This window comes from Marinobacter oulmenensis (assembly GCF_014201735.1).
GTDB lineage: Bacteria > Pseudomonadota > Gammaproteobacteria > Pseudomonadales > Oleiphilaceae > Marinobacter > Marinobacter oulmenensis.
Genome location: NZ_JACHFE010000006.1, coordinates 228,300 through 251,042, shown reverse-complemented (window position 1 = coordinate 251,042; position 22,743 = coordinate 228,300). Strand labels below are relative to the sequence as shown.

The 22,743-nt window shown below is 59.4% G+C and carries 20 protein-coding genes; 13 read left to right on the top strand and 7 right to left on the bottom strand.

Annotated features, from left to right (window positions below; genetic code table 11):
* The first annotated feature begins 209 nt into the window (after nt 1-209).
* The 4 genes from HNR38_RS12920 (at nt 210) to HNR38_RS12905 (ending at nt 4,728) form a co-directional block, all read left to right on the top strand.
* A complete protein-coding gene (locus HNR38_RS12920; protein WP_183704885.1) occupies nt 210-686 on the top strand; it encodes a PilZ domain-containing protein in 477 nt (158 codons plus the stop codon).
* 138 nt (nt 687-824) lie between these two features.
* Nucleotides 825-1,739, top strand: a complete 915-nt coding sequence (gene cysD, locus HNR38_RS12915; RefSeq protein WP_343068311.1) for a sulfate adenylyltransferase subunit CysD — start codon at nt 825-827, stop codon at nt 1,737-1,739.
* A gap of 1 nt (nt 1,740) precedes the next feature.
* Nucleotides 1,741-3,399, top strand: a complete 1,659-nt coding sequence (gene cysN / locus HNR38_RS12910) for a sulfate adenylyltransferase subunit CysN (protein WP_183704882.1) — start codon at nt 1,741-1,743, stop codon at nt 3,397-3,399.
* A gap of 312 nt (nt 3,400-3,711) precedes the next feature.
* The gene (locus HNR38_RS12905) at nt 3,712-4,728 is read left to right on the top strand and encodes a nucleoid-associated protein (RefSeq protein WP_183704879.1); all 1,017 of its coding nucleotides are present in this window, start codon (nt 3,712-3,714) and stop codon (nt 4,726-4,728) included.
* Between the two features lie 10 nt (nt 4,729-4,738).
* On the opposite strand, the gene trmH is transcribed toward HNR38_RS12905, so the two are convergent.
* On the bottom strand, nt 4,739-5,473 hold the full coding sequence (trmH, locus tag HNR38_RS12900) for a tRNA (guanosine(18)-2'-O)-methyltransferase TrmH (protein WP_183704877.1): 735 nt from the start codon (nt 5,471-5,473) through the stop codon (nt 4,739-4,741).
* A gap of 475 nt (nt 5,474-5,948) precedes the next feature.
* Between trmH and miaB the strand changes: the two genes are divergently transcribed.
* From miaB to lnt, 5 genes are all read left to right on the top strand, one after another.
* Nucleotides 5,949-7,295, top strand: coding sequence for a tRNA (N6-isopentenyl adenosine(37)-C2)-methylthiotransferase MiaB (miaB, locus tag HNR38_RS12895; RefSeq protein ID WP_183704875.1), 1,347 nt, complete (start codon nt 5,949-5,951; stop codon nt 7,293-7,295).
* A 499-nt stretch (nt 7,296-7,794) separates the two neighbouring features.
* Complete coding sequence (locus HNR38_RS12890; protein WP_183704873.1) at nt 7,795-8,781, top strand: PhoH family protein; 987 nt, start codon at nt 7,795-7,797, stop codon at nt 8,779-8,781.
* Nucleotides 8,778-9,251 carry an rRNA maturation RNase YbeY gene (gene ybeY / locus HNR38_RS12885; RefSeq protein WP_183704871.1) on the top strand — a complete coding sequence of 158 codons (474 nt, stop codon included), beginning with the start codon at nt 8,778-8,780 and terminating at the stop codon, nt 9,249-9,251. Before HNR38_RS12890 ends, ybeY begins: the two co-directional genes overlap by 4 nt.
* Nucleotides 9,248-10,093, top strand: a complete 846-nt coding sequence (locus tag HNR38_RS12880) for a CorC family transporter (protein ID WP_183704869.1) — start codon at nt 9,248-9,250, stop codon at nt 10,091-10,093. Before ybeY ends, HNR38_RS12880 begins: the two co-directional genes overlap by 4 nt.
* Nucleotides 10,083-11,630, top strand: coding sequence for an apolipoprotein N-acyltransferase (gene lnt, locus HNR38_RS12875; RefSeq protein ID WP_183704860.1), 1,548 nt, complete (start codon nt 10,083-10,085; stop codon nt 11,628-11,630). Before HNR38_RS12880 ends, lnt begins: the two co-directional genes overlap by 11 nt.
* Here the strand turns inward: lnt and HNR38_RS12870 are convergent, their stop codons facing one another.
* Complete coding sequence (locus HNR38_RS12870) at nt 11,631-12,179, bottom strand: zinc ribbon-containing protein (protein WP_183704858.1); 549 nt, start codon at nt 12,177-12,179, stop codon at nt 11,631-11,633. It abuts the gene before it with no gap.
* Nucleotides 12,180-12,353: 174 nt separating this feature from the next.
* On the opposite strand from HNR38_RS12870, the gene leuS reads away from it, so the two are divergent.
* Genes leuS through HNR38_RS12850 form a run of 4 tightly spaced genes read left to right on the top strand, consistent with a single transcriptional unit; the run spans nt 12,354 to nt 16,847 of the window.
* Entirely contained in the window at nt 12,354-14,939 is a 2,586-nt protein-coding gene (gene leuS, locus HNR38_RS12865) for a leucine--tRNA ligase (RefSeq protein ID WP_183704984.1), read from the top strand.
* A 1-nt stretch (nt 14,940) separates the two neighbouring features.
* The gene (locus HNR38_RS12860; RefSeq protein WP_183704856.1) at nt 14,941-15,510 is read left to right on the top strand and encodes an LPS-assembly lipoprotein LptE; all 570 of its coding nucleotides are present in this window, start codon (nt 14,941-14,943) and stop codon (nt 15,508-15,510) included.
* A 2-nt stretch (nt 15,511-15,512) separates the two neighbouring features.
* Entirely contained in the window at nt 15,513-16,523 is a 1,011-nt protein-coding gene (gene holA, locus HNR38_RS12855; RefSeq protein WP_183704854.1) for a DNA polymerase III subunit delta, read from the top strand.
* 60 nt (nt 16,524-16,583) lie between these two features.
* Nucleotides 16,584-16,847: a hypothetical protein gene (locus HNR38_RS12850; protein ID WP_183704852.1), complete on the top strand. Its 264-nt coding sequence runs from the start codon at nt 16,584-16,586 to the stop codon at nt 16,845-16,847.
* A gap of 90 nt (nt 16,848-16,937) precedes the next feature.
* Here HNR38_RS12850 and HNR38_RS12845 read toward each other — a convergent pair whose 3' ends face one another.
* From HNR38_RS12845 to bioD, 5 genes are all read right to left on the bottom strand, one after another.
* Complete coding sequence (locus tag HNR38_RS12845; RefSeq protein ID WP_183704850.1) at nt 16,938-18,728, bottom strand: acyl-CoA dehydrogenase C-terminal domain-containing protein; 1,791 nt, start codon at nt 18,726-18,728, stop codon at nt 16,938-16,940.
* A gap of 213 nt (nt 18,729-18,941) precedes the next feature.
* Entirely contained in the window at nt 18,942-20,741 is a 1,800-nt protein-coding gene (locus tag HNR38_RS12840; RefSeq protein WP_183704848.1) for an acyl-CoA dehydrogenase C-terminal domain-containing protein, read from the bottom strand.
* Nucleotides 20,742-20,984: 243 nt separating this feature from the next.
* A complete protein-coding gene (locus HNR38_RS17520) occupies nt 20,985-21,692 on the bottom strand; it encodes a putative metalloprotease CJM1_0395 family protein (protein WP_343068308.1) in 708 nt (235 codons plus the stop codon).
* Between the two features lie 30 nt (nt 21,693-21,722).
* Nucleotides 21,723-21,968: a flagellar basal body rod C-terminal domain-containing protein gene (locus HNR38_RS12830; RefSeq protein ID WP_183704846.1), complete on the bottom strand. Its 246-nt coding sequence runs from the start codon at nt 21,966-21,968 to the stop codon at nt 21,723-21,725.
* Nucleotides 21,969-22,017: 49 nt separating this feature from the next.
* Nucleotides 22,018-22,722 carry a dethiobiotin synthase gene (gene bioD / locus HNR38_RS12825; protein ID WP_183704844.1) on the bottom strand — a complete coding sequence of 235 codons (705 nt, stop codon included), beginning with the start codon at nt 22,720-22,722 and terminating at the stop codon, nt 22,018-22,020.
* Between the last annotated feature and the right edge of the window lie 21 nt (nt 22,723-22,743).

Sequence of the window (22,743 nt, the reverse complement as noted above, 5' to 3'; positions counted from 1 at the left end):
CGCCCCACCACAGGCTGTGAGACTGGATTCCGGCTCAGCCTGCCCCCAATCACGTTGGCCATCACCGCACCCCGAGCAAAGGCCACAACAAAGTGACGCTGCTCAAATACGATTCACAAATCTGACAAATTTCAGGTACCAGACTTGCTGTTCACTTTTTGGGCACCTAGAATCCCTATGAAATGTCGGGCCTTATTACGGAAATGACTATGGGGAAGGTATCCTCCTTTAAAGAAACCGGACTGGCCAGAAGAGTCAGAGTCAGGACACCGACCGTTCGGCCAAACCTGCGCAACCAGCAACGGGTGGATGTCACCATCGACGTAACCGTTGAGTGCGACGATGGCGGTTGCATGAACTGCCGCGCCTCCAATCTGTCCCGGGCTGGTCTTATGCTCTCATGCGATCAGCAGACGGTACGCCAGCTGATCCCGAACATGCTGCCACCGGCCCCGGGAAACTGGATCGAAGTAAAAACCCGTTTCCCGGTTCCGGTTCTGCCAGCGCAGCCGGCCACGGTTTTCGCGGAAGGCAACATCGTCCACCTGCGCCGAATCTCCAGGGACGAATTCCAGGTTGGTATCCAGTTCAGCGAATTCGAAGGCAACGGTTTCGACTACGTGGACAAATACGTGGCTCGACTACTGGCCGAGCAGAAGGTTCTGGAAGAACAGACACCGGAATGACAGGGATTGTCATTCACTCCCCACGGACTTACCCGCCATATTTCTAGAACGAAAAGTTCTCTTTTTCCTCATTTTTATACCTCTCTTACACTGATATAGTAAGCCATCCATTGATCAAGCCGCACCCTGCGAAAACGGATGACCATGACCACTTACAACCTCACCCATCTCAAGCAGCTGGAAGCCGAGAGCATCCACATCATCCGGGAAGTCGCCGCCGAATTTGATAACCCGGTCATGCTCTACTCCATCGGCAAAGATTCCGCCGTGATGCTGCACCTGGCGCTCAAGGCGTTCTATCCGGGCAAGCCGCCGTTCCCGCTGATGCACGTGGACACCACCTGGAAGTTCCGTGACATGATCGAATTCCGGGATAAACAGGTCAGCCGGTATGGCCTGGACCTGATCGTGCATACCAACCAGGAAGGCGTGAAACAGGGCGTGGGCCCGTTCACCCATGGCAGCGCCAAGCACACCGACATCATGAAAACACAGGCCCTGAAACAGGCCCTGGACAAGTACAAGTTCGATGCCGCCTTTGGCGGCGCGCGCCGGGACGAGGAAAAATCCCGCGCCAAGGAGCGGGTCTACTCTTTCCGCGATGAGCACCATCGCTGGGACCCGAAAAACCAGCGCCCGGAGCTGTGGAATATCTACAACGGCAAGATCAACAAGGGCGAGAGTATTCGCGTATTTCCCCTGTCCAACTGGACCGAGCTGGATATCTGGCAGTACATCTACCTGGAAAACATCGACATCGTTCCGCTGTACTTCGCCGAGAAACGCCCGGTAGTAGAGCGCGACGGCACCCTGATCATGGTCGATGACGACCGCATGCCGCTGAAGGAAGGTGAAGAGCCGATGATGAAATCGGTCCGCTTCCGCACCCTCGGCTGCTATCCGCTGACCGGCGCCATCGAATCCGAGGCCGCCACCCTGCCGGATATCATCCAGGAAATGCTGCTGGCAAAAAGCTCCGAGCGCCAGGGTCGGGTCATTGACCACGACTCGGCGGGCTCCATGGAACAGAAAAAGCGGGAAGGGTACTTCTGAGATGTCACACCAGTCCGACCTGATTGCCGAAGATATTCAGGCCTACCTGAAACAGCACGAAAACAAGGAACTGCTGCGGCTGCTGACCTGCGGCAGCGTGGATGATGGCAAGAGCACCCTGATCGGGCGCTTGCTGCATGACACCAAGATGATCTATGAAGATCATATGGCCAGCCTGAAAACCGACAGCGCCAAGATGGGCACCACCGGCGAAAAGCTGGACTTGGCCCTGCTAGTGGACGGCCTGCAGGCCGAGCGGGAACAGGGCATCACCATCGATGTCGCCTATCGCTACTTCTCCACTGACAAGCGCAAATTCATCATCGCCGACACCCCGGGCCACGAGCAGTACACCCGCAACATGGCCACCGGCGCCTCCACGGCACAACTGGCGATCCTGATGATCGACGCCCGCCACGGCGTACTGACCCAGACCCGCCGGCATTCCTACATTGCCTCGCTGCTGGGCATTCGCCACATCGTGGTGGCTGTGAACAAGATGGACCTGGTGGATTTCAGCGAAGAGCGCTTTAACGAAATCAAGGACGACTATCTGGCGTTCGCCGCCCGCCTGGGCCTGAAAGACATCCGGTTTGTACCGATTTCCGCACTGGAAGGCGACAACGTGGTCAGCCACAGCGACAACACGCCCTGGTTTACCGGCCAGCCGCTGATGGAAATTCTGGAAACCGTGGAAGTCTCCCGGGACAAGAACCTGGAACACTTCCGCTTTCCGGTGCAGTACGTCAACCGTCCGAACCTCGACTTCCGCGGCTTCTGCGGCACCATTGCCTCCGGCCTGATCCGCCCGGGTGAGGAAGTCATGGCCCTGCCCTCCCGCCGTACCAGCAAGGTCAAAGACATCGTGACCTTCGATGGCAAGATGGAAGAAGCCTTCATTGACCAGGCGATTACCCTGACCCTGGAAGATGAAATCGACATCAGCAGGGGCGACATGCTGGTGAAGGTGGCGGATGAGCCGGAAGTGGCCAACCGTTTCAACGCCAACATTGTCTGGATGATTGATGATCCCCTGGAAACCGGCCGGCTGTATGACATCAAGCTCGGACCAACGTTCACCTCCGGGACCGTCAAGAAGATCCATTACCAGACCGACGTCAACACCCTGGAGCAGAGCGCCGACCCGGAGCAGCTCCAACTGAACGAAATCGGCCTGTGTGAGCTCACGCTCAACCAGCCCATCGCGTTCGATGCCTACCAGCGCAACCCGGTAACGGGCAGCTTTATCATCATTGACCGGCTGACCAACATCACCATTGGTGCCGGCATGATCGAAGGGCTGGCCGATGGTACCGAGTCACTGGACCCGGTGACCGTCGAAGAGCGCGCTCGCCGCCTGGCCCAGAAACCGGCCATCATTGCCTGCAACGGCAAACAGGCGCCGGCCCTGGCTGTGGCGCTTGAGCGCGCCCTGTTCGACCAGGGCAAGACGGCCGTGGTGGTGTCTGAAGCCAACACGGGCGTTGCCGATGAACGGCGCAGCGTGGCCCAGTTGCTGACGGCCCATGGCCTGATCGCCATTGCCGAGAACCTCGGTTCGGATGTGGCCAACGCGACACTGACAGCCGACACCGAGCAGGACATTCCTGCGGCTGTGTCCGGTCTGGTTCAGGAGCTGGTTCGCGGTAAGCGGATCTGATTTTCGGTATTCCTGAGATTTGAGATCCCTACCTCGGTGGTTGGCGCCGGGGTGGGGGTATGTTTTTCTTTGGAAAAATAACTCGCTTCGCTCAGACATCTTTTTCCGGCAGAAAAACATACCCCCACCCCATCGCCGGCAGACTTTTGTACCAAGACCTCCCTTCATAACGAATAGCTCTCAAACAATGAGTACGGCGGATACCCCACGGCCTTCCCCAAAAATAGAAAACCACCCATGAATCCCACCCCAATTCATGGCAGAATCTCTCCCGCCTGAATCCCCCGACAAAGCCAACAGGAGCCGAACTCGATGGCCATCAAACACCTGCGCACCGCTTTCGCCAGCCAGTACCAACCGGGCCAGCCCGCGCGCCTTGTTGCCGGCGAAGCCCTGCAGGAACCCGGTGGCGACTACGAGGGCCTGCACAAGCAGATGAAGCGCCTGTTCAACAGCAAGCCGGGCAAGAAATACGGCCGCTTCTCCGAGGACCTGGGCGAGTGCCCGTTCAGCGCCTGGCTGAAGGACTACCTGGAAGACAAGCAAAGCTTCAGCGCCCTCACCGACCGACTGTTCGGCCAGTGGCAGGAACTGCTTAACGGTTGTCAGGAAGAATTCGACGGCCACCTCATGCTCGTACATGAATCCCTAGCCGACTCCGAAGTGGCCTACCTGCTGATCCTGGAAACCGACAGCGCCATGCGCTTTGATGGCAGCGAAAGGCTGGATGCCACCGACATCATCAGCCTGTCCCGCCTGAACCTGGCCGTGCGCATCGAACTGGATGACTGGCTGGGCGAGAACGGCAGCGACAACTACCTGACCCTGGTACACGGGCGTGGTACCGGCGAGCCCGGCGATCTGTTTATCCGCCTGAGCGGCTTCACCAACAATGTGGACGTGGAAAAGGAAACCCTGACATTTCTGGACGCGGTGGAAGCCTTCGCCAAGAATTCCGAGCCCGAGAAAGCCGGCGAAGTCCGCAACCGGGCCTACGAATTCTGCAAGGACCAGCACGCTATGGGCGAGCCGGTAGAGATTGAAGCCCTGTCCGGCTACCTGGACGAAAACCAGCCCGAACGTTTCAAGGAATTCGCCAGCCAGAATGCGGAACTGCCGGAAAGCGGCGTACTGCATCCGGACCACCGCAAGGTCAAAAAACTGGTGCGCATCGCCGGTTCCGGCGGTGGCATGAGCGTGTCCTTCTCCTCTGACCTCGTGAACCAGGCGGTTTACTACGACCGGGACAAAGACGCCCTGACCATCACCCGCCTGCCCAAGGCTCTGCGAGAGCAGTTGCAGCGTTATCTGGAAGCCCGGGAGGAATAACCGGGGCTGCTTATTCCTCAGCGAGGTTTTCCGGCTGCTGATCCCACCGTGGCCGATTCGCCCGCTGCTTGCGGACCTCCTGCATCCAACCGACGCCGTCGATCAGGTCTCCGGTTTCCGGATCAATCGGCGGGTACGGCAGGTTCCGGTCGTCGCAGTAGCGCTTCACCGTAGGTTGGCACCAGCAGAACAGCAGGCGCTGGTATTCCTCATCCGGCAGTCGCTGATGCTCAAACAGTCCGGCCAGTTTCCGTTGGCGCTGGGCCTCGGAAAGAATGATGGAACAGGCCGATGACACGTTCAGGGACTCCACCATCCCCATCATCGGAATCACGATGTGCTCGTCCGCCTGCTCCGCCGTCACCGGATTCACGCCATCCACTTCGTTACCCATGATGATCGTGCAGGGCACGGTGTAATCCACATCGCGGAAATCCACCGCCCGGTCTGATAACTGGGCCGCATACAGCTTGTGCCCCTGGGCTTTGAGTTCGCTAACGGCACTGTCCATCGTGGGATGGGTATGGGTGGTCACCCAGTTGTAGCTGCCGCCAGCCGTTTTCCGGAACGCCCGAAACCCGTCCCTGGGCCAGACCACATGCATATTCGCCACGCCGAAGGCATCGCAGGAACGGATGATCGCCGACAGATTGCGGGGCTTGTGCACCTGATCGGTCAGAACCCGCAGATCAGGCTGGCGGGTGTCGAGGGTTTGTTTGATTCGGGCTAAGCGTTCGGGGGTCATGGCTTGTTTCGTTTTCTTTTTGGTTCGTCGGTCAGTCATGGCTGACGTCAAGCTTGGGGGCAGGCGCCGGGATGGGTGATGCTTTTTCTTCCGGAAAAAACAACTCGCTTCGCTCAGACAATTTTTCCTGCAGAAAAAGCACCGCCCACCCAACGCCGATCATCCAAAACTTTTGATCCGGCCACTCAATAGCGAGATCAAAGAGCTTTGGGGGTGACTTTCCAAAAATCTGCGGAGCCAGGGATGGCGGAGCCGAAGCGTCACACGGACGTGCCGCAAGGAGCGTTTTTTGGAAAGTCACCCCCAAAGGTCTTCAGGCACCAAAGACAGAGGGCCCAAAATGATAGCATACCCCCAGATATGGAATACCGAGACAACGGTGGTTGAAGTTTAGGCACCCCGTTATAATACGCAGTCCATTTTTTCCCGCGCCCTACATCACCCCGGCGCCCATAAACCGAATCACGTGAGAACCATGGCCAAGAAGCTGTACATCAAGACCCACGGCTGCCAGATGAACGAGTACGATTCCGCGCGCATGGCGGACCTGCTCAAAACCGGCGAAACCGTTGAAATGACCGACTCACCGGACGACGCCGACATCCTGCTGCTGAACACCTGTTCCATCCGGGAAAAAGCGCAGGAAAAAGTGTTCCACCAGCTCGGCCGCTGGAAGGGTCTGAAGAGCAAGAAGCCGGACCTCATCATCGGTGTGGGTGGCTGTGTGGCGTCTCAGGAAGGCCAGGCCATTATCGACCGGGCCCCTTACGTGGATATGGTTTTCGGCCCGCAGACCCTGCACCGCCTGCCGGACATGATCAGTGAGATCAAAACGAAGGGTAACGGGGTTGGCGTGGTGGATGTCAGCTTCCCGGAGATTGAGAAGTTCGACAACCTGCCGGAGCCGGGCGCCGATGGCCCGTCTGCGTTCGTGTCCATCATGGAAGGCTGCAGTAAGTACTGCACCTTCTGCGTGGTGCCCTACACCCGTGGCGAAGAAGTCAGCCGGCCGGTGGACGACGTGATTGCCGAAGTGGCCCACCTGGCCAACCAGGGGGTACGTGAAATCAACCTGCTGGGTCAGAACGTCAACGCCTACCAGGGCGAAACCCACGACGGCGACACCATGGATCTGGCGGAACTGATCGAAATGATCGCCACCATCGATGGCATCGACCGCATCCGCTACACCACCTCCCACCCGGTGGAATTCAGCGATGCCCTGATCGACGTCTACGAACGCGTACCGGAGCTGGTCAGTCATCTGCACCTGCCGGTACAAAGCGGCTCAGATCGCGTTCTGGCGGCCATGAAGCGCGGCCACACGGCGTTGGAGTACAAATCGAAGTTACGTCGTTTGCGCAAGATTCGCCCGGACATCAGCTTTTCCTCGGATTTCATCATCGGCTTCCCGGGTGAAACGGAGAAGGATTTCGAGGACACCATGAAGCTGATCAACGACATTGGCTTCGACATGTCCTTCAGCTTTGTCTACAGCGCCCGGCCCGGTACACCGGCCTCGGATCTTCCGGACGACACCCCGATAGAGGTGAAGAAGCAGCGCCTGAGCATTCTGCAGGAGCGGCTGAACCAGAACGTCATGGACATCAGCCGCAAGATGGTGGGCTCTACCCAGCGCATTCTGGTAACCGGCCTGTCCAAGAAGGATCCGGGCGAGTATGCGGGGCGCACGGAGAACAACCGCATCGTGAACTTCCGCCACGAAAACCCGGAGGTGGTCGGGCACTTTATTGATGTGGAGATTGTGGAGGCTTACCCGAACTCCTTGCGGGGTGTGCCGATTAATTCGGAACTCTTTTAACGTTTCTGCAAACCAAAAATTTCGACCCATGTGATTATGATTGGATGCCAGGAGATATGCTGCACAACGTCCTGATAGCCACATAATAGATGCCGGGGACCATGGGAGCTCGAAGCACGATCAGGTTGAGCTTCCCAAAAACGCTCCTTCGGCACGTCCATGTGACGCTTGGGCTCCGCCATCCATGGCTCCGCACATTTTTGGAAGCTCAACCTGACCGCACTTCACTTAACGCCAAACGGGCCTATTAAAAACAACGACGGCCTGACATGGCTTGTTTTTCAGTAATAGGGCCTGCAAATAAACAGAAAGGCGATGCGTGGTACCGCTTCCACAGAGTATTGAGGGCCATGGACGGCCCGAAATAAGCCCACATGGATGTGCTCGTAGCGTCTCTGTGGAAGCGGTACCACGCATCAGCCATACTCCAATTCAGAAATGCCTGTTCCTGACAGAGGCCAGCACCCAGTCAGCGAAAAGCGATCAAACCGGAGAAACCTTGAACACACACGATTCCAGACAATTTGACCTGCACCCGGTAGACCAGCGCCGCCTGGCTACCCTGTGCGGACAGTTTGACGAGCACCTCAAGATGATCGAGAAACGCCTTGAGGTGAAAATTGGCCGTCGCGGGCACCACTTCCGGGTAGAGGGAGGCACCGAAAATGTCGCGGCGGCCGTGGAAGTCATCCGGCACATGTACCGGGAAACCGAAGCCACCGACGACATTCCGCCGGACACCGTCCACCTGTACATCCGGGAGACCGGCCTGGAACGGCTACCGGAAGATGTCCCCTACGACGAAGGTCAGGTCACGGTTATCAAAACGCCGAAAATGACCGCCAAGCCTCGTGGGCGTAATCAGCAGAAGTATGTGCACAACATCCGCACCCACGACCTGAACTTCGGCATTGGCCCGGCCGGTACCGGTAAAACCTGGCTGGCAGTCGCCTGTGCCGTGGAGGCACTGAAAGACGAACAGGTAAAACGCATCCTGCTGGTTCGCCCGGCGGTGGAAGCCGGCGAGAAGCTGGGTTTTCTGCCCGGGGACCTGGCCCAGAAGGTCGACCCGTACCTGCGTCCACTGTACGACGCCCTTTATGAAATGCTCGGCTTTGATCAGGTTACCCGATTGATCGAGAAAAGCGTGATCGAGATTGCCCCGCTGGCGTTCATGCGCGGGCGCACGCTGAACAACTCGTTCATCATCCTCGACGAGAGCCAGAACACCACCCGCGAACAGATGAAGATGTTCCTGACGCGGATCGGCTTCGGCTCTACCGCCGTGATCACCGGTGACACCACCCAGGTGGACCTGCCCCGAGGCCAGAATTCGGGCCTGATCCATGCGGCTCACGTACTGAGCAAGGTTTCCGGTATCGGCTTCACGCGTTTCGAAGCCCAGGATGTGGTTCGCCATCCCCTGGTCCAGCGCATTGTCGAAGCCTATGATTCCTTTGACGACGCGAGCGCAACCGGCCAATGACAGAGCTGACCGTAGATCTCCAGGATGCCTTCGAAGGGCCCGGCACCCCCACCGAAATCCAGATTCAATCCTGGGCCGGGGCAGCCTGGCTGGGCGATCACGATTCGGAAGTGACAGTTCGGATCGTGGATTCGGACGAGAGCCGTGAACTCAATCACCAGTACCGGGGCAAGGACAAACCCACCAATGTGTTGTCCTTTCCATTTGAGGCGCCAGAAGGTATAACGGTTGCATTGGCCGGAGATCTCGTGATTTGCGCTCCGGTTGTTGAGCAGGAAGCCCGCGATCAGCACAAGGATCCGGAAGCCCACTGGGCGCATATGGTGGTGCACGGCATGTTGCACCTTCAGGGCTATGATCATATCGAAGACAAAGACGCCGAGGTCATGGAAGCCCTCGAAATCCGGCTGCTTGCTCAGCTTGGCTTTGATAACCCTTACGAAGCAGAGGAAACGGAACCAGACTCATGAGCGACGACCAGTCGAGTCGCGGCCAGGGCGGCAAGTCCTGGCTGGAGCGCATATCACAGGCCTTCTCCAGCGGGCCGGAATCCGTAGAGGATGTGCTGGAAATCCTACGGGACGCCGAGTCCCAAAACATCATTGATGTCGATTCCATGAGCATCATTGAGGGTGCCATGCAGGTGATCGACATGCGGGTGGATGAAATCATGATCCCCCGGTCCCAGATGATCACCGTGAGAGCGGCCCAGGACCCCAAAGAGTTCCTCTCCGAGATCATGGCCTCCGCCCACAGCCGCTTCCCGGTCATTGGCGAAAATCAGGATGACGTCATCGGTGTTCTCCTGGCCAAGGACCTTCTGCCTCTTGCGATCAACAATGAGCTGGACTGGAACCACATCCGGGAAATCCTGCGCCCACCCAACTTCGTGCCCGAGAGCAAGCGACTGAACCAGTTGCTCAAGGAATTCAAGGAAAACCGCAACCACATGGCCATTGTGGTGGATGAATACGGCGGCACCGCCGGCCTGATCACCATTGAAGATGTGCTCGAACAGATTGTCGGCGAAATCGAGGATGAGCACGATTTCGACGAAGAAACCCACATCAAGGCCCGGGGTGATGGTGTTTACGCGGTCAAAGCCATTACGCCCATTGACGATTTTAACGAGTTCTTCGAAACGGGACTGGACGAGGAAGACTTCGACACCATCGGCGGCCTGGTACTCAAGGAATTCGGTCACCTGCCCAGGCGGGGTGAGACGGTTGAATTCGGCGGATTGCGGTTTACCATTGCCAACGCCGATAACCGAGTCATCCGTCTGTTGCAGGTAACCCGAAGTGAGTCATGAGCCCCACCCCAGGCACCCTCTGAATCTGCCGTTTTTCAATAACCCGTGGTTCGGTGCGGCCGTGCTGGTCGTCGCCGGTGCCCTGCAGACCCTGACCCTGACACCGTTCAATCTCTGGTGGCTGGGGCCCGCCTCCATTGCCCTGATCCTGCTGGTCACCGTTCACCAGCGCCCGACGGCTCTGTTCCGTTCAGGCTGGCTGGTGGGCGTGGGGCTGTTCGCCTCCGGCGTCAGCTGGATTTACATCAGCATCAGCGAACACGGCAATACCGGCACTGCCGTCGCCGTAGTACTGATGGCCCTGTTCATTGCCGGTGTCGCCCTGTTCCATGGCCTGGCCTTCTGGTTCTGGGGCAAACTGGCAAAGCAGAACGCGATCCGCAGGCTGCTCCTGTTTCCCGCTATCTGGGTACTGGGTGACTGGTTACGCAACTGGCTGTTGACCGGTTTCCCCTGGCTCTACCTGGGCACTGCCCATACCGATGGCCCGCTGGCCGGTCTGGCACCGGTACTCGGTGTGCATGGCGTCACCTTCATGATCACCCTGACCGGCGTGGCCGCCTACGCCATTGCCTGGCTTCTTCTGACAGGGCATCGCCGTTATGCCGGTCTGACACTGATGGCAGGTCTGTTGCCATGGATCGTCGCCCCCATACTGCATCAGGTTTCCTGGACGCAGCTTGACGAAGAACCGGTCTCGGTTGCCGCGGTTCAGGGCAATATTCCCCAGCAGATCAAGTGGGACCCGGAATTCCAGCGCAAGCAGATGACCACCTATCTGGAGCTCAGCCGCGACCACTGGCAGAAAGATCTGGTGCTCTGGCCGGAGACCGCCATCCCGGTGCCCCAGGATCAGGCGGGCGAACTGATCCATTACATCAACAGTCAGTTGGGTGAGCAGAGCACGCTGATTACCGGCATCCCCTGGTATGGCTACAGCGCAGACGTGGAGGACTACACCTTCCATAACAGCATCATGGCCACCGGCAACGGCAAGGGTATGTACCACAAGCAGAAACTGGTGCCCTTTGGCGAGTACGTGCCCATGGCCGGGGTACTCCGGGGGATCATCGGCTTTTTCGACCTGCCCATGAGTAACTTCACGCCGGGTCCGGAATACCAGTCTCCGCTGCAGGCCAATGGCACCAGGGTCATGCCTTACATCTGTTACGAAGTGACTTACCCGGACTTCGTTGCCTTCAACGCCCGGGACGCCGGGCTGCTTTTGACGGTCAGCAACGATGCCTGGTTTGGCGATTCCATCGGGCCGCTTCAGCATCTCCAGATGGCACGCATGCGCGCGCTGGAAACCGGCCGCTACATGCTGCGGGCGACCAACAACGGGGTTACCGCCATTATCGATAACCGGGGCAGAATCCGCGACCGTATCCCGCAGTTTGAGCGGGCGGTGCTCACTGGCGAAGCCTACTCCGCCAGTGGCAGCACCCCTTACATGCAGACCGGCTCCTGGCCGGTGCTGACACTGGCAATCATCCTGGTGGTGTTCGTCCGTGAACGGGTGATCCCCAGGAACTGATCACGCCTCCTTCGGAGGCCAGTGGCTGGTCACCCGCTCGAAGTAATGGGAACCACAGGCGTCGCAGGGGTGCAGGTGACTGGTACGGGTCAGGCAGACCATGTGACTGCAGTTCATGCAGCGGAACATGCCGGCTGTCGCCACCTCGCCGGAGATGTAGTGGCCGGCATCGTCGTTTTCCAGTTTCTGCTTGAGTTCCAGAGTATCCACCAGGGTCTGGTCAGCCACCGATAACAGGCGGTCGGCCAGGGTGTTCTCCAGCAGTGACAGATCCAGTTGCAGCCACTCCCGCAGTCCTTCGCCGGTCTCCTCGACAAAGTGCAGCAGATGCTCCAGATCCCGCTGGAGGTAGGCACCAAGGAGGTCCGCCTCCTCGCGGGTCAATTCCTCCAGTTCATACTCGAACTCGACCGCCTGCTGAACCTCATCCTCCAGGGTCTGCAGCGAGGTTTCCTGCATCTGTTTCAACCGCCCTTGGACCCTTTCAAGCATCCGGTCGTAGGCCTCCAGGGCTTTTCCTGACAGGTGACTGCGTTCTGATTCGTTCATGGCACATCCTCTGCTTGCGAACTGGTGGGGCCGCGATACAACCCGGACCCCATAAGGACAAGTCTGCCACAAGTTGGCGGCCTTGGCAGACTACCTGTTACGCCCGCTGTGCGTTAGAATGTTCGGCCCCTTCGAATTTCATTTTGACACAGGGTTATTTTGGTAATGGCAGGAATGGACGAGCAATACAATCCCCGTGAAGTAGAACAGAGCGCCCGCGAGTTCTGGGAAAAGAACGAAACCTTCAAAGTAAAGGAAGAGCCGGGCAAGCCCAAGTACTACTGTTTGTCCATGTTCCCCTACCCCAGCGGCAAGCTGCACATGGGGCACGTTCGCAATTACACCATCGGTGACGTGATTTCCCGCTATCAGCGCATGCAGGGCAAGAACGTGATGCAGCCGATGGGTTGGGATGCCTTCGGCCTGCCCGCTGAAAACGCCGCCATTGCCAACAAGACAGCGCCGGCCAAATGGACCCGCGCCAATATTGATTACATGAAGAGCCAGCTCAAACAGCTGGGCTTCGGGTATGACTGGAGCCGGGAACTGGCCACCTGCGATCCGGACTACTACCGCTGGGAGCAGTGGTTCTTCGCGCGCCTCTATGAGAAGGGCCTGGTCTACAAGAAAATGTCCACCGTGAACTGGGATCCGGTCGACCAGACCGTCCTGGCCAACGAACAGGTGGTGGATGGCCGGGGCTGGCGTTCCGGTGCTCTGGTCGAGCAGAAAAAGATTCCCCAGTGGTTCATCCGCATTACCGATTACGCCGAGGAACTGCTGAACGATCTGGAAGACATGGAAGGCTGGCCGGAACAGGTCAAGACCATGCAGCGCAACTGGATCGGCCGTTCTGAAGGCACGGAACTGACCTTCCCCCTGAAGGACCGTGACCAGGGCCTGACCGTTTACACCACCCGCCCGGACACGCTCATGGGCGTGAGCTACATGGCAGTCGCGGCCGAGCACCCGCTGGCCCGGGAGGCCGCAGAACGCCATCGCGACGTCGCCGGGTTTGTCGAGGAATGCCGGAACAGCAAAGTGGCCGAAGCCGAACTGGCCACCATGGAGAAAAAAGGCATCGACACCGGCTTCAAGGCCATCCATCCGCTCACCCAGGAAGAGGTACCGGTCTGGGTCGCCAACTTTGTGCTCACCGATTACGGCACCGGTGCCCTGATGGCGGTGCCCGGCCACGACGAGCGTGACCATGAGTTCGCCCTCAAGTACAAGCTGGCCATCAAACAGGTGATCGCACCCAACGACAGCCGCGAGATCGACGTCCAGGAAAAAGCCTTCACCGAAAAAGGCGTTCTGGTCTCCTCCGGCAAGTACAGCGGCCTGACCAGCGACGAGGCTTTCGATGAAATTGCCAAGTATCTGGAAGATAACGGCATTGGCAAACGCACGGTCAACTACCGCCTGCGTGACTGGGGCGTATCCCGCCAGCGCTATTGGGGCGCACCGATTCCGATGATGACTCTGGAAGACGGCACTGAAATGCCGGTCCCGGATGACCAGTTGCCGGTGCGCCTGCCGGAAGACGTGGAAATGGATGGTGTCCAGTCACCGATCAAGGCCGATCCCGAATGGTCCAAAACCGAATTCAACGGCCAACCCGCCACTCTGGAAACCGACACCTTTGACACCTTCATGGAGTCTTCCTGGTATTACGCCCGCTTCTGCAGCCCCAACTACGACAAGGGCATGCTCGACCCGGGCGCGGCCAACTACTGGCTGCCGGTGGACCAGTACATCGGTGGTATTGAGCACGCCATCCTGCACCTGCTGTACGCCAGGTTCTTCCACAAGCTGCTGCGCGACGTCGGCCTGGTGAACAGTTCCGAGCCCTTCAAGCGCCTGCTGACCCAGGGCATGGTGCTGGCCGAGACCTATTACCGCGACGACGCCAACGGCGGCAAAACCTGGTACAACCCGGCCGATGTGACTGTCGAACGCGACAGCAAAGGCCAGGTTACCCGGGCAGTGCTGAAAGAGGACGGACAGCCGGTGGAAATCGGCGGCGTCACCAAGATGTCCAAGTCCAAGAACAACGGCATTGACCCCCAGGCCATCATCGATGAATTCGGGGCCGATACCGTGCGCCTGTTCATGATGTTCGCCGCGCCTCCCGAGCAGTCCCTGGAGTGGTCTGACAGCGGCGTGGAAGGCGCGCACCGGTTTATCAAGCGCCTGTGGCGGATGGTGCACGAGCACACCGCAGACGGCCCGGCACCCACGCTGGATGAATCCGCGCTGACCGACGAGCAGAAGGCGCTGCGGCGCAAGACCCATGAAACCATTGCGAAAGTCAGTGACGACATCAGTCGCCGCCTGACCTTCAACACCGCCATCGCGGCGGTGATGGAACTGCTCAACGATGTCAGCAAGCTGGCCGACGCCGAGCCCCAGAGCCGGGCGGTTCGCCAGGAAGCGCTCAACACGGCGGTGCTGGTGCTGGCCCCGATCGTTCCCCACGCCTGCCACCAGCTCTGGCAGAACCTGGGTCACGAAGAACCGGTTGTCGAGGCCTCCTGGCCCGAAGCCGACGAAAGCGCCATGGTGCGCAGTGAAATCACCGTGGTGCTACAGGTTAACGGCAAGGTGAGGGCCAAGGCGGACGTAGCCGCGGACATCGCCAGGGACGACCTCGAAAAACTGGCGCTTGAACACGAGAACGTGCAACGCTTCACGGATGGCAAGACCGTTCGCAAAGTGATTGTGGTGCCCGGCAAACTGGTCAACGTGGTGGCAAACTGATATGTCTCATCGCCCTGCCCTGAACACCCTGCTCCCGAAAGCCGCTCTGCTGGGTCTGGCCGCGGTTATCGCCGGCTGTGGATTCCAGCTCAGGGGGACCTCGCCGGTGCCGGCGGCGCTGCAACCTCTGGCGGTGGACTGCCCGGAAGCCATGCCCGGCAACTTCTGCCGGTCTGTGCGGGAACAGCTCAGCCTGGGCGGAGTCACCCTCGCTCCCGAATCCGAGGCGGACTTTGTCGTCCGCCTCCGGGATTACCGGGAGGACCGCCGGGCGTCGGCCATCACCAGTGACGCCGCTGCTGCGGAATACGTCCTGCGCCACGCGGTCCAGCTGACATTGTTCACTACCGATGAGATTCCTCTGATTGCCTCTTCGGAACTGAGCGCCAGCGAGAGCTACCGCTACGATGAAGACAATGTGCTGGCCAAACAGCGCGAACAGGAAGAAGTCCGTCGCCAGTTGAGTGACCGGATGGCGCAACAGGTGATATTCCGCCTGGCTCCCATGACCCGGGAGCGTATCGACGCCATCATCACCGAATACCGGGCCAGCCAGAACACGGCGGATTAACCATGAAGACCCAGCCCGGCCAGCTTCCCCAGCAACTCAAGAAAGGCCTGGCGTCGGTTTACCTGGTTTCGGGTGATGAACCGCTGCTGGTACAGGAATGCTGTGACCATATCCGCGCTGCAGCCCGGGATGCCGGTTACCTGGACCGCCTGACCTTCCACGCCGATCATCAACTGGACTGGAATTCCGTCGCCGACGAGTGCAACGCCATGTCGCTGTTCGCGGAAAAGCGCCGGATCGAGATCCACCTGCCTACCGGCAAGCTTGGCGATGGCCGTAAAGTCCTGGAGCAGGTACTGCAGGCACCACCGGAAGACGTCGTCCTGCTGATCATCAGCGCCCGGCTGGACGCGGCCGAAACCAAGCGCAAATGGTACAAGGAACTCCAGAATCACGGGGTGCATGTGCCGGTCTGGCCGGTGGACCCGGAGAAGTTTCCCGGCTGGCTGCAGCAGCGGGCCAGCAACCAGGGCCTGAACATTACCCGGGGCGCCCTGATGATGCTGGCGGAGCGACTGGAAGGGAACCTGCTGGCAGCGAGCCAGGAGCTGGACCGTTTATCCCTGCTGACCGACGGCAGCACCATTGATGAGGAGACCGTGGAGCAGGCGGTGCAGGACAGCGCCCGGTTCAACGGCTTCGAGCTGGTCACCGAACTGCTGTCCGGTCGTGCCGCCCATGCCAGCAAGATGATCGGCATACTGCGTCAGGAGGGCGAGAACCCCCTGGGACTGCTCAGCGTACTCACCCGCGATCTCAACCTGATCCTGGAATTACGCTATACCGTGCAACCGGGAGATAACCCGTCCGGCTTCCTGAAGAAGAAAGGCGTTTTCCAGCCCCGGCGAGCCTCGGCCATCCGGCAGGCAGCCTCCCGCCTGGGCACAGCCCAACTGCATCAGGCGCTGGCTCTTTGCAGCCAGACCGACCGGTCCGCCAAGGGCTTTGATGATCTGACGCCCTGGCACCACCTCCGGGATATGGCGACATTACTGGCCAGCAAAGGTTCTTGACACTTTTTCGGCTTAGAGCGCATTGTAGAGGCATACACTCATCAGGGAGGGAAGCTATTCATGAGCATGCAAGACGAGTTCAACAAGCTGTCTGAAAAGGTCAAACAGTACCGGGATGAAGCCAGGGTTCAGATGCACTTGGCCCGGGAAGACGTAAAGGATGAATGGGAAGATCTGGAAAAGGACTGGGAACGCTTCCGCAACAAGATGGACCACATCCTCCATGGCACTCAGGACGCCGGCCATGAGGCCAGGGAAACTGCGCGCAAGCTGGGTGAAGATCTGAAAACCGGTTACCAGAACATTCGCAAGAAACTGGATTGAGCCGGGACCAGGCAACCGGGTGGCGGATGCTTCCCATCCGGGCATAAAAAAAGCAGGCCGCGAGGCCTGCTTTTTTGTTTGGAGACTGACTCAGATCTCCTCAGCCGTCGGCGCCATCATGGCGTCCCCACCGCTGCGGATACCTTCAGCAAGCGCCACCGTCCTCGGCAACAGCCGGTCAAAGTAGAACCGGGCGGCCTTCAGCTTGCCGGTGTAGAATCCGGAGGTATCGCCTTCAGCCTTGGGTGCCGCAGCCTTGGCGATCTTCGCCCACATGTAGGCCAGCGCGGTGTAACCGAACAGGTCCAGGTAGTCCACCGCAGCGGCACCAATGGCCGCCGGGTTATCACCGGCCTGCTTGATCACCTGCTCGGAGACATCCGACAGGCGCTCCAGTGAGGCCGCCAGAGGCTCCAGGTACGGAGCCAGGGCCTGATCACCACTGTTGGCCTCGATGAACGCGGCCATATCCTCAGCAAACAGCTCGTAGAGCTTACCCTGGCTGCCGACCACCTTGCGGCCCATCAGGTCCATGGCCTGGATGCCATTGGTGCCCTCATAGATCTGGGTAATCCGACAGTCGCGGACCAGTTGCTCCTGGCCCCATTCACGGATAAAGCCGTGGCCACCGAAAACCTGCTGCCCGATGATGGTGGTATCCAGGCCCCGGTCCGTCAGGAAGGCCTTGGCTACGGGCGTCAGCAGGGCGACCATGCCTTCGGCGTGTTTGCGCTGCTCATCGTCTTCGGCGTACTTGGCGATGTCGAGCCATTGCGCCACATAGGTCGAGAAGGCGCGACCGCCCTCCACGAAGCCCTTCATGGTCATCAGCATCCGGCGTACATCCGGGTGGACAATGATCGGGTCCGCCGCTTTCTCGGGCTGCTGGGCGCCGTTGGGAGAGCGACTCTGGATACGTTCATTGGCGTATTCACGGGCGCTCTGCAGGGACGCTTCTGCAGCCCCCAGGCCCTGGATGCCCACACCCAGACGCTCGTAGTTCATCATGGTGAACATGGCGGCCAGGCCCTTGTTTTCCTCCCCAACGAGCCAACCCTTGGCGCCGTCGAAGTTCATCACACAGGTCGCCGAGGCCTTGATGCCCATTTTCTTCTCGATGGAACCGCAGGCCAGACTGTTACGCTCACCCAGTGAGCCATCGTCATTGACCAGGAACTTCGGCACCAGGAACAGGGAAATCCCCTTCGGTCCCTTGGGAGCGTCCGGCAGTTTGGCCAGCACCAGGTGGATAATGTTCTCCGCCATGTCGTGCTCGCCCCAGGTGATGAAGATCTTGGTACCGGTCACATCGAAGGAGCCATCGTCATTGGGCTGGGCCTTGGTGCGGATGATGCCAAGGTCGGTACCGGCGTGGGGCTCGGTCAGGTCCATGGCACCGGACCAGACTCCGGAGTACATGTTCGGCAGATACTTTTCCTTGAGCTCCTGGCTGCCGTGGGCATCCAGGGCCAGACAGGCACCGGCGGTCAGCATCGGTGCCAGGCCAAATGACATATTGGCGCCCTGCATCATCTCTTCAAACTGGGCGACCAGCGTTTTCGGCATGCCCATGCCGCCAAACTCCGGGTTACCACCCAGACCGTTCCAGCCGCCTTCAGTGATGGTTTCATAGGCCTCGCGGAAGCCTTCGGGGGTGGTCACCTCACCGTCATTCCACTTGCAGCCCTGTTCGTCGGCTTCCCGGTTCAGGGGCGCCAGCACGCCGGTGGTGATCTTGCCGGCTTCTTCCAGGATGGCGTCGGCGGTGTCCGGGTCCACGTTTTCCGCAACCTTGGGCAGGGATGCCCACAGGGATGGGGCATCGAAGACCTCATTCAGCACAAACCGCATGTCACGAAGGGGTGCCTGATAATCAGCCATGTAAAACTCTCCAGAAATTCAGTCAGTCACTACGGGTTACGGGCCAGGCTCATGCTTGGCCGGAGAATCGCCCATACCCGCTCGGCTATGTGTCCGGAACTGTGTTGTTATCTTTTGGTGAGCCATTCTATCGCAAAATGGCGGCCCAACTCATGAAAAAAGCCCGCCTCCGGGTAGAGAACGGGCTTTTGTTTGCCGGATGCAGAAGCGCCCTTAGATGATGAAGGCGTCTTCAGGCATGTCCAGCAGGCTGTCAGCGCCAGCCAGCATGGCTTCTGCGTGGCCACGGGTGCGCGGCAGCATACGCTTGAAGTAGAAGCGCGCGGTCTGGATCTTGGCGTTGTAGAACATCTCCTCGGAGGTGCCCTCTTCCATCTTCTGCTGCGCAACCTTGGCCATGCGGGCCCACAGGTAGGCAAAGACCGCGTAACCGGAGTACATCAGGTAGTCCACTGCGGCTGCACCCACTTCTTCGCGGTTCTTCATGGCCGTCATACCGATCTTCATGGTCAGGTCGCCCCACTCCTTGTTGATCGCGGCCAGCGGCTCGATGAATTCCTTGAGCTGTTCGTCCTCGGCGTTTTCCTTGCAGAACAGGTGTACCTGCTTGGTGAACACTTTCAGCGCTTCGCCCTGGCTCATCAGGATTTTCCGGCCCAGAAGGTCCAGAGCCTGGATACCGGTGGTGCCCTCATAGATCATACCGATACGGGCATCGCGAACGTTCTGCTCCATGCCCCATTCAGAGATAAAGCCGTGACCGCCAAAGACCTGCATACCCAGGTTGGCAGACTCGTAACCGATTTCGGTCAGGAACGCCTTGGCAATCGGAGTCAGGAAGCCCAGCAGTGCGTCGGCATGCTTGCGCTCTTCTTCAGTCTTGCCACTGTGGACGATATCCACCTGCTGACCAGCCAGGTAGATCAGGGCACGGGCGCCCTCGGCAACCGACTTCTGGGTCAGCAGCATGCGGCGCACGTCCGGATGAACGATGATCGGGTCAGCGGGGCCATCCGGGTTTTTCGGACCACTCAGTGAACGCATGGCCAGACGCTCCTTGGCATAGGCCAGGGAACCCTGCAGGCCAAGCTCGGAGGCGCCCAGCCCCTGGATCGCGGTACCGATCCGGGCGGTATTCATAAAGGTGAACATGCAGTTCAGGCCTTTGTTTTCCGGCCCGATCAGCCAGCCCTTGGCGCCATCAAAGTTCATCACACAGGTGGCATTGCCGTGGATACCCATCTTGTGCTCCAGAGAGCCACAGGAAACGGCGTTGCGCTCACCGGCAGAACCGTCCTCATTGGGCAGGTTCTTGGGAACGATAAACAGGGAAATACCCTTGGTGCCTTCCGGTGCACCGGGCAGACGCGCCAGCACGATGTGCACAATGTTCCCGGCCATATCGTGCTCACCGGCAGAGATGAAGATCTTGGTGCCGGTAATGCTGTAGGAGCCGTCGTCGTTGGGTTCGGCCTTGCTGCGCAGGGTGCCCAGGTCAGAACCACAGTGTGGCTCGGTCAGACACATGGTGCCGGTCCACTCGCCACTGATCAGGCGGGTCAGATAGGTCTGCTTCTGCTCTTCAGTGCCGTGAGCTTCAATGGTATTGATGGCACCATGGCTCAGGCCGGGATACATGCCCCAGGACCAGTTGGAGGTACCCACCATCTCGCTGATCACCAGGCCGATGGAATGGGGCAGGCCCTGGCCGCCGTAGTTGGGGTCGGCGGTCATGGATGGCCAACCGCCTTCCACGTACTGCTGATAGGCTTCCTTGAAACCAGTCGGGGTTTTCACGCCCTCTTCGCTGAGGGTACAGCCCTCGCGATCGCCCACCTGGTTCAGGGGAGACAGCACCTGCTCACAGAACTTGGCGCCTTCCTGGACAATGGCATCCACCATATCCGGTGTTGCGTCTTCGGCACCTTCCAGGTTGGCGTAATGCTGCTCGCTGTCGAGCAGTTCGTTCATGACAAACTTGATATCACGCAGGGGGGCTTTGTATTCGGGCATGAAATTCACCTCGGTTTACAGGCTGGGCTCAGACGCCTTGTATGTCGCTGGCCCGGGTTGCTCAGGAGGCAATGACGCACTGCATCATCGCATCAATTAAACGCTTGTTTGAAACATACGTTTCGGAGCGTGAACTTGTCAATAGTTCCGCAAAAAATTTTAGACAGGACTGGGTCGGCCATTACCCCATGGCAAGCAGGTTACGGCAGACAGATCGTCAGATATCAGAGGATTGGAATGAACTCAGGCAAAAACAGAGGTGGCAGAGATGGATTCCGAGCCATAGCCCTGCATGGCGGCAACACCGCGGTATGCCTGATCAGCCTCCCGGGAACGACCGGCATTGTCGCCGGCCGGGTCTGAGCCACCGGCCTCCGGTGCGCCAGCCTCTTTTTCCCCGTCTTCCGTGGACAGTTCCGACTGGGCCTGAAGCAGTGTCTGCATGGCCTGAGCGGCCACGGCTCGATCCTGGGCGGACGGCTCAGCCGGCGCCATGGCTGCGGCACGCACGGTGCGCATCTTCTCGATGGTGGCCTGGGGATCACCGGATACCGGGGAGACATCAATGGGCACTTCGCCCCCCACCGCGTACTGACTGCCGTCCGGGCCCCGCTCGTAGGTGAACGACATGGACCCTGCGTGCTGGCCACCGACGGCCTGGTGGGCGGCCTCATGGGCACGGACCTCACGGTCACGGGCCTTGAGTTCCGTCAGCTCCTTGAGTTCTTCTTCAGAGAGCCCCTGCTCCGAACCCGCCTTGCCGCCCGATTCGGAACCTTCCCGGGTACGCGTGTCGCCCGCGTTGTCGGTATTGGCGGATTCCTGGCCATTCACCGGCCGACGGGTTTCCGGTTCGGTTTCGGGCGAGACGTTGGCAACCTGCGCACGGGGCACAGGCGCAGCACCGCCAGCGGACGGATAGACAGGAGGAATGGAGGAGAGAACGTTCACAGCAGGCGTACCCCGCAGGTTAATCCGGTATCAGGCCCGGATATCAAGCAGGGTGCCCAGGGTTTCATCAGCGGTTTTGACGACCTGGGCAGAAGCTTCCACGCTGCGCTCGTACAGATTCATCTGAATCATGGGTTCGGCCAGGTTGCCAGCGCCTTCAGCAGACCCCTGAGGGCCGTCGGCACCACCCCGGGCGATTTTGCGGGCAGCGTTTTCCATGCCAACCATGCCATCCTGGATACCCTGAATCCCGATTCCAAGTGTGTTGTTGATCATGGCGAAACTTCCTCTGGAAAGACCTGGGACAATTAACGCACATTCCTGTTCAATTTTCAAACAACTCGGAAAGATTCAGATGCCGCGCCAGGGCCTTTGGCAGATCACCGGGATCCTGGTCCTCCAGCCAGGGCAGCACGCCGAGACACGGGGCGTCCAGATGGTTCAGCAGGTACGTCAGGGTTTCCTGTTCACAGTCCATAGTTTCCTGGTGAGGGTGGTTGGCCACCCAGCCCGCCAGCCTCAGGCCATCGGCACGAATGGCTTCGGCACTGAGCAGGGCGTGATTAATGCACCCTAACTGCAAAGGCACCACCAGTAGCACGTCGAGCTCCAGGTCGCGGGGCACAGCGGCGTAGGTTTCCTGATCGTTCAGAGGCACCCGCCATCCGCCGGCGCCCTCCACCAGGAGCAAATCCCCGGGGCGCATCTGCACACCGCGGCAGAACCCGATCAGGCGCTGGGCAGTCAGGTGGCTGCCTGCCTGCCGGGCTGCCACATGCGGGGCGATCGCCGGCGCCAGGGCTATCGGATTGACGCTGTCATAGGACAGGGATTCGGTCATGGCGGCCTGGAGCATCAGGGCGTCTTCGTTGCGAAGTCCCTCGGGCGTCTGTTCACAGCCGGAGGCAATAGGTTTCATGGCCAGGGTCCGTTTCCCCAGGGCCTTCGCCGCCTCAAGGATCGCCGCTGAAACGATGGTCTTGCCAACACCAGTATCGGTACCGGTCACAAAACAGGTTTTTCTGGCCATAAGTGAGCCCTGTCTGAAAAG